Source organism: Ammoniphilus soli (assembly GCF_040813775.1).
Genome location: NZ_JBEGDL010000010.1, coordinates 155,121 through 168,055 on the forward strand (window position 1 = coordinate 155,121; position 12,935 = coordinate 168,055).

12 protein-coding genes are annotated in these 12,935 nt (G+C 45.7%); 8 read left to right on the forward strand and 4 right to left on the reverse strand.

Going from position 1 to position 12,935, the window contains the following annotated elements; translation table 11 throughout:
• Nucleotides 1-23: 23 nt before the first annotated feature.
• The 6 genes from ABLT31_RS19660 to ABLT31_RS19685 all read left to right on the forward strand — a co-directional run bounded on the left by ABLT31_RS19660 (nt 24) and on the right by ABLT31_RS19685 (nt 6,676).
• Nucleotides 24-1,436 carry an FAD-binding oxidoreductase gene (locus ABLT31_RS19660; RefSeq protein ID WP_367754771.1) on the forward strand — a complete coding sequence of 471 codons (1,413 nt, stop codon included), beginning with the start codon at nt 24-26 and terminating at the stop codon, nt 1,434-1,436.
• Between the two features lie 56 nt (nt 1,437-1,492).
• A complete protein-coding gene (locus ABLT31_RS19665) occupies nt 1,493-2,785 on the forward strand; it encodes a (Fe-S)-binding protein (protein ID WP_367754922.1) in 1,293 nt (430 codons plus the stop codon).
• Nucleotides 2,786-2,869: 84 nt separating this feature from the next.
• A complete protein-coding gene (locus tag ABLT31_RS19670; protein ID WP_367754773.1) occupies nt 2,870-3,577 on the forward strand; it encodes a FadR/GntR family transcriptional regulator in 708 nt (235 codons plus the stop codon).
• 144 nt (nt 3,578-3,721) lie between these two features.
• Complete coding sequence (locus ABLT31_RS19675) at nt 3,722-4,456, forward strand: (Fe-S)-binding protein (RefSeq protein ID WP_367754775.1); 735 nt, start codon at nt 3,722-3,724, stop codon at nt 4,454-4,456.
• A complete protein-coding gene (locus tag ABLT31_RS19680; protein ID WP_367754777.1) occupies nt 4,453-5,961 on the forward strand; it encodes a LutB/LldF family L-lactate oxidation iron-sulfur protein in 1,509 nt (502 codons plus the stop codon). The genes ABLT31_RS19675 and ABLT31_RS19680 overlap by 4 nt, the downstream gene beginning before the upstream one ends.
• Nucleotides 5,954-6,676 carry a LutC/YkgG family protein gene (locus ABLT31_RS19685; RefSeq protein ID WP_367754779.1) on the forward strand — a complete coding sequence of 241 codons (723 nt, stop codon included), beginning with the start codon at nt 5,954-5,956 and terminating at the stop codon, nt 6,674-6,676. The genes ABLT31_RS19680 and ABLT31_RS19685 overlap by 8 nt, the downstream gene beginning before the upstream one ends.
• 69 nt (nt 6,677-6,745) lie before the next feature.
• On the opposite strand, the gene ABLT31_RS19690 is transcribed toward ABLT31_RS19685, so the two are convergent.
• Together ABLT31_RS19690 and ABLT31_RS19695 are read right to left on the reverse strand one after the other, a co-directional pair.
• Nucleotides 6,746-7,933, reverse strand: coding sequence for a LysM peptidoglycan-binding domain-containing protein (locus tag ABLT31_RS19690; protein ID WP_367754781.1), 1,188 nt, complete (start codon nt 7,931-7,933; stop codon nt 6,746-6,748).
• Between the two features lie 166 nt (nt 7,934-8,099).
• Entirely contained in the window at nt 8,100-8,249 is a 150-nt protein-coding gene (locus tag ABLT31_RS19695; protein ID WP_367754784.1) for a hypothetical protein, read from the reverse strand.
• A 273-nt stretch (nt 8,250-8,522) separates the two neighbouring features.
• On the opposite strand from ABLT31_RS19695, the gene ABLT31_RS19700 reads away from it, so the two are divergent.
• Nucleotides 8,523-9,668: a cysteine desulfurase family protein gene (locus tag ABLT31_RS19700; protein WP_367754786.1), complete on the forward strand. Its 1,146-nt coding sequence runs from the start codon at nt 8,523-8,525 to the stop codon at nt 9,666-9,668.
• Between the two features lie 10 nt (nt 9,669-9,678).
• Nucleotides 9,679-10,890, forward strand: coding sequence for a tRNA uracil 4-sulfurtransferase ThiI (gene thiI, locus ABLT31_RS19705; protein ID WP_367754788.1), 1,212 nt, complete (start codon nt 9,679-9,681; stop codon nt 10,888-10,890).
• Between the two features lie 131 nt (nt 10,891-11,021).
• On the opposite strand, the gene phaC is transcribed toward thiI, so the two are convergent.
• Together phaC and fabG are read right to left on the reverse strand one after the other, a co-directional pair.
• A complete protein-coding gene (phaC, locus tag ABLT31_RS19710; protein WP_367754924.1) occupies nt 11,022-12,107 on the reverse strand; it encodes a class III poly(R)-hydroxyalkanoic acid synthase subunit PhaC in 1,086 nt (361 codons plus the stop codon).
• Between the two features lie 48 nt (nt 12,108-12,155).
• The gene (fabG, locus tag ABLT31_RS19715; RefSeq protein WP_367754790.1) at nt 12,156-12,899 is read right to left on the reverse strand and encodes a 3-oxoacyl-[acyl-carrier-protein] reductase; all 744 of its coding nucleotides are present in this window, start codon (nt 12,897-12,899) and stop codon (nt 12,156-12,158) included.
• Nucleotides 12,900-12,935 lie beyond the last annotated feature (36 nt).

The window sequence follows — 12,935 nt, forward strand, 5'->3', positions numbered from 1 at the left end:
TTTAACTTGGGGGAGGATCTTTCATGATTAGTCAAGATTTGAAAAATCAATTGATCTCTATTGTGGGAAGTAAGTATTATCTGGACAGTCCAAATGAATTGTATTCGTATTCATATGATGCAACTCCGATTTATCAATCGATGCCCGATGCCGTCATTCTTCCGGGGAGCACCCAGGAAGTATCGGAGATTCTTAAAATCGCGAATGAGAACTTGATTCCCATCGTTCCTCGCGGATCAGGGACGAACTTGGCAGGAGGCACGATTCCTGTACAAGGCGGCATTGTCTTAAATATGAACCGGTTTAATAAAATTTATGAAATTGATCAAAAGAACCTCACCGCTACCATTGGTACGGGAGTGGTAACAGCAGATTTGCATAAAGCGGTAGAAGCTGTAGGGCTATTTTATCCTCCTGATCCTGGAAGTATGAGAATCTCAACCGTTGGCGGAAATATGGCTCAATGTGCAGGTGGGATGCGCGGGCTGAAATATGGCGTAACAAAGGATTATATCATGGGCTTGGAATATGTGTTACCCTCCGGAGAAATCCTTCGTTGCGGGGGGAAAAACGTGAAAGATGTAGCTGGTTATGATATGACCCGCCTTATGGTTGGATCGGAAGGCACGCTTGGCGTCATTACCGAGATTATCGTCAAGCTCGTGCCTCTGCCGGAAACCAAACGAACTTTAGTGGCATATTTTCGAAATCTAGTGGATGCTGCGCGCACTGTAGAGAAGGTCATTGCCTCAAAAATTATCCCGGCAACGATGGAGTTCATGGATCAGTCAACCATGAAGGTGGTCGACGACTTTGCTAAGCTGGGCTTGCCGCTGGATATGAAATCGATGCTGCTTATTGAACAGGACGGAGTGGAGGATCAAGTGGTTCTTGATATTGAACGCATTGCCGCAATCGCTCGGCAAGAGGGAGCCGCTCTAGTCGAGGTAGCAAGAACACCGGAAGAAGGGGCGAAGCTATTAGCAGCCAGAAGGTCCGCTTTGGCCGCTTTATCCCGCCTTCGTCCAACCACAATATTGGAAGATGCTACCGTTCCACGCTCTCGTTTGGCGGAGATTGTGGAAGAAGTAGAACGAGTGTCAGAAAAATATCAGGTCCAGATTTGTACGTTCGGGCACGCAGGGGATGGGAACCTTCATCCTACTTGTATGACGGATGAGCGGAACAAAGAGGAGATCCACCGTGTAGAGCAAGCTTTTGACGAGATTTTCCGTGCTGCCATCCGCATGGGAGGAACCATTACGGGGGAACACGGAGTCGGAATGGCCAAGATGAATTATCTTAGCCTAAAAGTCGGCGATGGGGGCGTCGAGCTCATGAAAAGGCTCAAGGCGGCATTTGACCCCAATAATATCATGAATCCTGGAAAAATGTTTGCTAATAGCGAAAGACGCAGAGTGGTGGTGAAACAGTAATGAGTGTCATGGTAAAAACGTCAGAGGGACAGAAGCCTGCATGCGATTCGGATCAGATGATAAAGTCTAACAATGGGCTTTTAGCCAAGTTTAATATGGATGAGATCATGAATTGCATGCATTGCGGGTTTTGTTTGCCAGCTTGCCCTACATACCGTGAAACGGGAATGGAGTATGCCAGCCCTCGCGGTCGAATTGCGCTGATGAAGGGCGTTGCCAAGGAACAGCTGGCTCTTGAAGAAGAATTTGAAAAAAATATGTACCTTTGCTTAGGATGCAGAGCTTGTGAAACGGCTTGTCCGGCTGGAGTCCCTTATGGAAGCCTAGTGGAAACGGCTCGTGAAGTGATTGAGGAAAATAAGAAGACCAAAGAAAAGCCATCCATCATTCGCACCATTGTTTTTGACCAATTATTTACCAAGCCGACACGAATGAAGCTTTTAGGTACCGCCTTATGGGCGGCTCAAGCGACCGGTATGCAAAAGCTTGCGGATAAAACCGGATTAATTCACATTCTCCCTAAGCCGATGGCTGAAATGCAGAAAGCCGTGAAAACCATAGCTTCCCCGTGGGAAAGGAAGAAAAGAGAGCCGGTGGTGAAGGCAGAGAAGGAAACCTGTTATACGGTTGGTTTGTTTACAGGCTGCATACAAGATGTGATGTTCTACGAAACCAACCAGGCCACGGCTCGCCTTCTCCAAAAAGCAGGATGTGACGTGGTGTTTGTGGAGAACCAATCTTGCTGCGGTGCTTTGCATGCTCACTCGGGTGAAAAGGAAGGGGCAAAGGATTTAGCGAAACGCAATATTGAAGCTTTTGAACGGGTAAATGCAGACTTTATCGTTAACAATGCCGGCGGTTGCGGTGCTGCCTTGAAGGAGTATCATCATTGGTTCCATGACGACCCAGCGTGGAAAGAACGTGCCATGGCCTTTGTCACGAAGATGCGTGATGCCAATGAGCTCCTCGCTGAGCTTCCGCCCATCACATTCAGTAAGTCATTGAATGCTCGGGTCACTTATCAAGACTCCTGCCATTTGGCTCATGGGCAAGGTGTACGGAATCAGCCGCGTCAGCTGCTGCGCAGCATCCCGGGAGTAGAGTATGTAGAGCTGGCAAATGCCGACAGCTGCTGCGGCTCTGCCGGGATTTATAATATTACGAATTATGATATGTCCATGCAAATCTTAGATGGAAAAATGGAACATGTGAAAGACACGAAGGCCCACTTCGTGGTCACTTCGAATCCTGGCTGCCTGCTGCAAATGAAGAATGGAATAATAAGGGCGGGAATGGAAGGAAAGATGGAAGCCATTCATATTATGGATCTCTTGGACCGCGCTTTATAAATCCTTCATCAGACACCGGATGGGAAAATGAAGTTTTGTATGATATAATTTTTCCCATATCATAAATCAGCATTGAGGTGTCGAATGAAGCCGCAGTTTAAAGTGCGTAAAACCTACGAAGAGGTAGCTGATTATCTACGCGATCAGATCATCTCAGGTGTTTATAAGTCAGGTGAACGTCTGCCGTCATTAAGAGAGCTTGGGGAAAATCTCGGTGTGGGGCAATCCACGATCCGCGAAGCCATAGGTTCATTAAAGACAATGGGACTGGTCACCATTCGGCAAGGCGAAGGAACCTTTGTCACCCGCTTTGAGCCAGAAGAGCTAAAAACAACGCTAGAGTCGATCAGGCCTGTCACCAAGCAGGATATAAGCTCCCTATATGAGGTTCGCAAAGTGATAGAATCTGGAATTGTTCTCCTGGCTGCGGAAAGAAGAACCACTGATGATTTGCGTGCGATCGGGGAAGCGCTAGACAAAATGGAAGAAGCTCACCATGGAAACCTAAGGGAGCAAGGAGACGAGGCGGACTGGAGTTTTCATTTTGCCATTGCCCGAGCTTCTCATAATGAAATGCTGGTTTCGGTGATGCATTCCATCTCCGAGATGATGGAAAGAACCATGAAAGCCTCCCGGCAGCAGATGTACGATAGGGAAGGCGTAGGGGAAAAGCTTCTTGAGGACCATCGGAATATTTATGAGGCAATACGCATGCAAAACGTAGAGCAGGCACAAGAAGCGATGCTTAACCATCTGCGCGGTGTCGAAGAATTTATGCTAAAGGATTCCTAGAAAGGTTCATGGTGATTACCTGAACCTTTTTCTTTTCCAAAAAAACGCTGTTCATCTTCTAGAAAATGCAGTATACTTTTCACAACACACATCTGATGACCTGAAGGGCATTTGATCAGGTCAGTTAAAAGGGAGGTTAACGGAATGAAAGTTTCCCTGTTCGTTACCTGTTTGGTAGATGGCATCTATCCTGGAGTGGGGGAAGCCATGACCAAAATCTTGGCAAAGTATGGGGTGAAGCTAAGTTTCCCGGAGGTTCAAACGTGCTGTGGCCAGCCAGCCTTTAACAGCGGTTACTGGGAAGATGCAAGAGGGGCTGCGATAACCTTATTGGATGCTTTTGAAGATAGCGATTTTGTTGTTTCTCCGTCTGGATCCTGTGTGGGCATGATTCATCACAACTATGAAAAGTTGTTTGAGAATGACCCGATTCAGCTAAAAAGAGCGAAAAAATTTATAGATAAAACCTACGAATTCTCCCAGTTCCTCGTTCAAGTATTAGAAGTAAAAGACTTGGGAGCTTATTTTCCGCATAAAGTCACCTATCATCCCTCCTGTCATGGAACTCGGCTGCTCGGAGTGAAAGATGAGCCATTAGAGCTTTTGAAGCATGTTCAAGGGCTTGAATTGGTACCGCTGCCATCAGGAGAAGATTGCTGTGGATTCGGCGGAACATTCGCGGTGAAAATGTCAGAGATCTCTGGAGCAATGGTCGAAGAAAAAGCACAGCATGTTCTCGAAACCGAAGCTGAGGTCTTAGTCGGAATGGATATGGGCTGTCTGATGAATATCGGGGGGCACCTTCACTATAAAGGCACGCCTATACGGGTGATGCACCTCATCGAACTTTTATATGAAGGGGTGAAAGCTAAGGTATGAGTACACCCACATTAAATAGTGTTGTAGCACGTGCAAAAGTTGCCTTAAATGATCAATTTCTTAGAAATGCCGTAAGGTTTACCACGGAGAAGCTAAGAACAGGCCGAAAAACAGCGGCAGAAGAGCAAGGAAATTGGCAGGAGTGGAGGGAACGGGGCAGACAGATCCGGCTGCACACCATTGCCCATCTAGACTATTATTTGACCCAGTTTATCGAAAATGCCAGAGCTCAAGGAACTCATATCCATTTTGCTTCCACGAGTGAAGAAGCAGTGGAAATTGCGATGAAGATCGCTGAAGCGAAGCAAGCGAAATCTGTGGTGAAGTCCAAGTCCATGGTTTCGGAAGAAATTCATATGAACCATGCGCTTGAGGATGCAGGAATCGAAGCGGTGGAAACCGATTTGGGCGAATATATTATTCAACTGGCGGGGGAAACGCCTTCCCATATCATTATTCCAGCCATCCATAAAAATAAGCAGCAGGTGGCCGACCTATTTTCCAAGGAAGCTGGCCAGCAGCTTCCCGCGGATACATCGGTATTGGCCGGTTTTGCCCGAGCCAAGCTGCGGGAGAAGTTTTTGGAAGCGGAAATAGGCATGACAGGGTGTAACTTTGCCATTGCGGAAACCGGATCAATCTCCCTTTTTTCCAATGAAGGGAATGCTAGGATGGTTAGTACCGTACCGAAGACGCAGATTACGTTTATGGGGATGGAGAGGATCATACCGACACTTGATGACCTGGAGGTCATGGCTACGCTGTTGCCGCGCTCCGCTACCGGACAAAAGCTGACCGTTTACATGTCCGTGATTACGGGCCCAAGGCGTTCGGAGGACAGTGACGGACCAGAAGAAATGCATATAATTATTTTAGATAATGGCAGGTCTTTGCAGCTTGGTGATCCGGAATTCCAAGAATTGCTTAATTGCATTCGCTGCGGAGCATGTTTGAATGCGTGTCCGGTCTATCGCCATATTGGAGGTCATTCCTATGGCAAGGTTTATAGCGGCCCCATAGGGGCAGTATTGACGCCAGCTTTAAACGGCAATGTCGCGGAATGGGACGATATCGCCAACGCCTCTAGCTTATGCGGTGCTTGCTGGGAAGCCTGCCCGGTCAAAATTCCGCTGCACGATATGCTCGTTTACCTGCGCAGGAAAAAAGCAGAGCAGGGCTACACCGCCCCATCAGAGAGGGCTGCGTTTAAAGGTTACCGATATGTAATGTCCAGCCATAAACGTTACCATCTTTCCTTGAAAGTAGGTAGTATTGGTCAGTTGCCTCTCGTTAACAAGGGAATGATCAAGTCTAAAGTAGGTCCGCTAAAAGGATGGACCTCGAAACGGTTCGCGCCAAGCATAGCCAAACGGTCTTTTAGAGACTCCTGGAAAGCCCTGGATTTGGATGTTCAGGCTGAACTTCAAGAGATGGACCCTAAAATGAAAAAAAGAATGGAACAGATTCTAGCTTCACGCGGAAAGGGTGAAAAGAACGATGGCTAAATCCGATTACTTAGCTGAGCTTGAGCAAGTGTCCAAACAAAGACAAGAAGCGTTTATGAAAAACATCGCAGGTCGTCTTGGGCGAGAGCGTTGCACAAAGCCACCGGAGCATCCTTTCCGAGGAGCTCCACCATTTTGGGCAAGTTATGATCTTTCCTTGGAAGAAAAAATTAGTTTGTTTATGGAAAATTGGCAGAAGGTAGGCGGGGAAGCCACACGGGTTTCTAATATGGAGGAAGCGAAGGCTTATATCAGAAACGTCGTGAAGTCCATGGAAGCACGATACTTACTTTGTTTTGATCAACCAGAACTGTCAAGCATGGAGTTAGAGGACCAAGGTCCAGACGTGGAAGTGACCTATTGGAATCCGGAACGAGAAGAAGAGCTGTTGGCCAAAGCAGCGGGGAGTGACATCGGAATTGGGGTGGTAGATTATGCTGTGGCGCACACCGGCACCATCCTTGTCATGTCAAGTCCATTCAAGGGAAGAGCGACCAGCTTGCTGCCTACGGCATTCATGGCCATTATCAAAGCCGATCGCTTAAAAACACGATTGGGAGAAGCGCTGAAGGAAGTGAGCCAACTCAATCAACAGGGAGAAATGCCGGCTGGCGTCCATTTTGTAACCGGTCCTAGCCGATCGGCGGATATTGAAAACGATCTGACTATTGGTGTCCATGGTCCTGGGGTTATGTATGCGGTGATCGTGGGGTAAGAGTATTTAGGAGGGGATTGGGCAAGTCGTGAGAACGCGAGTTGCCCAATCTCTTTTTTCAAAAAAATCCTATTGTACTCCCGCAGCCACCTTCACAGCCGCTTGATGTTTAGGATCCATTTGGCCGTCCACATGCTTTAAACTGTTCAAAAAGTGGACGTCGAAATGACCATTAAAGTTATTGTCTGTAATGTACTGAATATCGTGAGGCATAGAGCTCATGGATGCGGCTAGTCGTCGGCCATTAACTTCGAGAATAACCGGACGAACCGACCAAGAGTAATTGCCTCCCCAAACCGCTTTCATTGTTTCAGCATCGCTTGATGTAAGCGGCTCGCAATCCGCATGGAAAGCACCGATAGTCCGCTTAATATTCCAATTCTTCCCGGTTGCAATATCCGTCACTCTGGCTGTTGCTCCAATTGGGAATACATATTGAGCTTCGGTGCTCCAATCGAGCAATTCTCCTGCTTGAGGACTGACAGCGGGCTTTACGGGTACATGATGAATGGCTACCTTCACTTGCTGGCCAATGGATAGTATGCTTTTCTCTGTCATATTATTCAGTTGAAGAAACTCGGAAAAAGGAATCCCGAATTTCAAGGATATGGTCCAGCCCGTTTCTCCTTTTTGTACCGTGTAGGTTTGATATTCGATCCATGGACCTTCTTTGACCTCAGGTGCGGGTTGAGGAGCTGGCTGAGCAGGCGCTGGTGCTGTGGGACTAGGTATTTTTAAGGCTTGTCCCACCTCTATGTAATCGTTGCTTAGATTATTGGCTTGCTTGATGGCCTCCACTGTTGTATTGTGCACCTGAGCAATTTTCCAAAGCATATCACCCGATTTTACGATATAGGCTGTTCCGTTATTGATTCGGCTTGGGGCCGCAGACTCGGGAATCTGCAGCTTCTGTCCAACGAGCAGACCTGTAGAATTTAAGCTATTGAGCTGAATCAATGCATCAATCGTCGTTTGAAAACGCTGACTGAGAAGATAAAGCGTATCTCCAGCCTGTACGGTATAGGTGAATTGTTTAGGCGGAATAGTGAGTGTCGTTCCCACCCATATTTCATCACTCGTTAGCTGATTCGCTGTTTTCAATTGGTCTACTGTAATTCCGTATTTCTGAGAAATCAAAAACAAGGTATCCCCACGCTGTACAGTATAGCTTTGTGCATAGGCAGCTTGCGTGCCGCCCAGAAGCAAAGCAGCCACTAAACCTTTTCCTACCCATCTCTTCCATCGGTGTTGAATCATGGTGAAAAACCCCTTCCCATCCATTTTGATCTAAAGATTGAAATTCCTACCTCTATTGTAATGGGGGAAGGAGCTGGCATCATTGGATAAATATTGGAAAAGGGCCTGATGCCAAGGTAACGAATCTTTACCCTGCAATCAAGCCCCTTTAACTTTTTTGAATCAGCTATCCATTATATACTTCCATTAAATAATAATCGCTATCCAGGCAATCAAACCCTTCTTCTTGTTGGTTCAATTGCTGCAATTGGATTTGCAGCGATAGGACCTGCTCTTCTAGTTGCTTTAAAACTTCTGACTTCACTGTAACTGTCATGATGGAACCCTCCAGCTCATTCATGGATTAAGTTTTCTCTCTGCATCACCGCGGTATGGTAATAACCATTTGTAATTTATTGATAATTCTAACAAGTTAAAAGGGATTTGTAAATAGAATTTAAAGGGACTTTTTGTCATTATGGAAGGTGTTATGGAGTTGTCCGCTTCGGTTGGGATAAGTTATAATGTGAGTTAGCTTTTTCTTCCATACTATCGGGTAATAATAATTTTAAAAGTACATATAGGTCTGAAATCCAGAAAGGAGGTGCCTATGATTTATTTTGATAATGGAGCCACGACAGCGCCTTATCCAGAAGTCGTGGAAGCCATGACATCGGTTATGCAAAAGTATTACGGAAACCCGTCTTCGCTCCACCATCTTGGTGTAGAATCCGAGAAAATCTTAAATCAATCACGAAGTTTAGCTGCCAAGTTTCTCGGCGTACAGCCGGGGGAGATTGCGTTTACATCAGGGGCGACAGAAAGCAATAATATGGCAATCAAAGGGGTCTCCTTCCAATATCAGAATCGGGGAAAACATATCATTACGACGGCTATCGAGCATCCTGCCGTTTTTGATGTTTGCAAGCAATTAGAGGACTTTGGGTTTCAATTAACGGTTTTGCCGGTAAATGAAGCAGGAGTGATTGATCCGGATGACGTGGAATCAGCGATCCGCCCTGACACTATTTTAGTTTCCATCATGCATGTGAACAATGAAGTAGGCAGTGTACAGCCCATAGAGGAAATTGGGAATCGATTAAAGAAATATCCAAAGCTTTTTTTCCATGTAGACGCCGTTCAGGGCTTTGGGAAGCTGCCTGTCGAGCCGAACCGGTGGGGGGCTGATCTGGTATCCTTATCCGCCCATAAATTTCACGGGCCAAAAGGGACGGGTCTTCTCTTCGTCAGAAAAGGAATAGAGCTTTCGCCAATAATGGTAGGCGGGGGACAAGAGGGCGGGTTGCGTTCCGGTACCGAAAATTTGGCTGCCATTGTAGGTATGGTGAAAGCAATGAGAATGGCCAAAGAAAAGCTGGATTCAAATCCTCAAACCCTATTTGAAATGCGGAATCGGATTTGGGAAAGCTTGAATCAATGGGAGGGGTGCCGCATGAACACCCCGCGTGAAGGGGCACCTCACATCGTTAATATTTCTCTGCCTGGCTTGAAATCAGAAGTTATTCTCCATGCGCTGGAAGATAAGCAGATCTTTGTCTCGACGAAATCCGCTTGCTCTTCTAAAGTAGACCGACCTAGCCGTGTACTCATGGCCATGAACGCAGGAGAGGCGAATGCAAGGAGCAGTCTTCGGATCAGCCTTTCATATATGAATACCATGACTGAAGTCGAACAGTTTCTCACCATTTTCTATGATGTCGTGCCTCAATTAAAACAGATGTTAAAGGTAACATAAAGGAGTTTCTATGGTAAATTACGATGATATACTAATCCGTTACGGCGAAATGGCCCTTAAGGGTAAAAATAGAGGGATGTTTGAAAAACAGCTGATATCAAATATCAAACGAAGCTTGGTAGACTTTCCGCAGGCCGAAATTGAGAAAGCCTATGGAAGAATGTATATTTCACTCAATGGGGCCCCTTACAGCGAAATCGAACCGAAAATCAAGAAGATCTTTGGCATCACATCGTTTAGCCCAACCAAAAGAATAGACAGCTTTGAGCTGGAGACTATCCAACAGGCAGCATTAAGCGTCATGCAGGATGTCAGCCCTCAGCCCAAAACCTTTAAGGTAGAAACGAATCGCTCGAATAAGCGCTTTCCGCATCGATCTATGGAGATGAATAACTTCATCGGCGGATATGTGCTGAAGAACATGCCGGGTCTTAAGGTAGATGTTCGGCAGCCAGAGGTCCTGCTTAAAGTAGAAATTCGAAATGAAGGAACCTTCATCAATTGCTTAGATGTACCCGCCAATGGGGGATTGCCGGTTGGAAGCAGCGGAAAGGCCATGCTTATGCTATCCGGAGGGATAGATAGCCCTGTAGCCGGATGGATGACCATGAAGAGGGGTGTACGCATAGAAGGCATCCACTTTGAAAGCCCCCCATTTACAAGCGAAAGGGCTCGCCAGAAGGTGCTGGATTTAGCAGGAATCGTCAGTCAATATGGAGCAGGGGAAATGAGGGTTCATATGGTACCCTTTACCAAGATCCAGACTGAGATTCGCCAGAAATGCCCGGAACATTACCTGATTACGATTATGCGGCGCTTTATGATGCGGATAGCAGAGAGAATTGCCCACAAGAGAAAAGCTCTGGCAATTGCAACAGGAGAAAGTTTAGGTCAAGTGGCCAGCCAAACGATGGAAAGCATGTATACGATTAATAACGTAACGAGAATGCCCGTGATTCGTCCCCTAGTCGCCATGGACAAGTCGGACATCATTCGGATCGCCCATCAAATCGGAACCTATGAAACATCCATTCTTCCTTTTGAAGATTGTTGCACCATTTTTGTTCCGAAGTCACCTGTTACTCGTCCTAATGTGGAAAAGGCTGAAAAATTTGAAGCAGATCTCGATATTGAGGGCTTGGTGGAAGAGGCCGTTCAAAATACGGAATTGGTGGTCGCTTCTGCATATGCTAAGGAAGAAGAAAGTCTAGATTTGTTTTAGAAATGCAAAAAAGCCTTGAACTTGCGTAGAGCAAATTCAAGGCTTTTTTATACTGTTAGAATTTACAACTTTGTTACGTCATTTGGACAGCACGAGGAAAACTTGTAGCTTGTCGCAGCCAAGTTTTCTTGCTATCTCGAACGCTCAGCTAACCAATCTCCGATAGTCGGATAGGTATGCTTCAAGGCTTGACGTCCAAACACGATCGATACATGGCCAGTAGGCATAAGCGATAATGTTTTGTCTTGACTTGAAATAGCATCCATCAGCGGTTCTAATTGTTTTGGTTGAGCAATATGGTCACGAGTCGCTCCAATATTCAGCACGCTGGCTTTAATATTCTTTAAATCGACACGTTGGCCGCGAATAACTAACTCACCTTTAATAAGCTTATTATTCTGGTAGAAATCACGGATCCACTGGCGGAAAGCTTCTCCAGGGAATGGGATTCCGTCGCCAACCCACTTTTGCATCAACTTCCAGCTATCAACGAAGGATTTATTTTCCACACGTTCAGCCAAACTGACATAAGGGCCATAGAAGTTGACAAGAGGCTTCAACATTTTGTTCCCCAAGTCAATCATTTCTGGGGGAACATTGCCTAGCGTATCTACCATCTTATCAAGATTGAAATATCGTTCATCTAACCAGTTTGTAAACAAACCAAGTTCAGAGAAGTCAATTGGGGCCGTCATGAATATAAGATTCTTTATTGGCAAATGGGAATGAAGAGCAGAGAAAATCGCTGTCATCGTTCCTCCCATGCAATAACCCAGTACAGAGACTTCATCCGCACCACTATGACGAAGCACTTTTTTCACAGCAAGCGGCATATAGTCCATGATATAGTCATCGAGCTTCATGTAACGATCTTCAGGACCAGGTGTACCCCAATCCATGAGATAAACATCAAAGCCACGATTCACTAGATACTCAATCAAGCTGTTGCCAGGAGCTAAGTCAAGAATGTAGGGCTTATTGATTAACGCGTAAAACATAAGCAATGGTACGCGCTGGGTTTTTGGCAAGTGAGACGCAAAACGATAGAGCGTCGCCTTATTTTTAGTCCAGATGACTTCCTTTGGAGTTTGGTAGACTTGAGGCTCGGGCTCAACAAACATCACTTCATTAAAGCGTTTCGCGCGATTCATTTGGCTCTTTAACTCTTCGGGAACCATACCCAAAATATCTTCCCATTCTTTAATTGGGGAAATGATCATTTTTATGTTACCCTCCACTTTTTTCTGTTGATTTACAACAGATTATTACATGTAAAGTCCACCGTTAATGTTTAACTGTTGTCCAGTGATGTAGTCTCCATCAGTTACGAGATAGCATACTGCACGAGCAATTTCACTTGGTTGCCCAAGGCGGCGTTGAGGGATCTTAGATACGATTTTTTCTAGGATTTCAGCTGGAATTTCAGCAACCATTTCTGTTTCGATAAATCCTGGGCAGATGGCGTTAACAGTAACACCTTTGTTAGCCATTTCTAGAGCAAGGGACTTCGTGAATCCGATAAGACCTGCTTTAGAAGCGGCATAGTTGGTTTGCCCAACGTTTCCGGATTGTCCAATGATGGAGCTAATATTAATGATACGTCCGTATTTTTGCTCTACCATAAGAGGAAGAACGGCACTTGTTGTATTGAAAGCACTGTTTAGGTTAACGTCAATAACTTTTCTCCAAGCTTCTTCGGTAAGCTTAAGGAAAGAACGGTCGCGAGTAATCCCTGCATTGTTAACAAGGATATCTACTTTACCAAAACGGTTGATTGTTTCTTCTACTAATACTTTTGCTTGAGCGTTATCAGAAACGTCTGCTTGGCTTGCGAAAGCTTCAGATCCTAAAGCTTCGATTTCTTTTACTACTTCGTTTGCAGCATCTGCGTTGCTGTTATAGTTAATGACAACTTTAGCGCCATTGCGAGCTAATTCTAATGCGATAGTCTTTCCAATTCCACGAGATCCTCCGGTAACGATAGCTACTTTATTGTCGAGTGTTTTCATCTTCATACATCCTCTCAGGTTGTTTTTTTATATTGA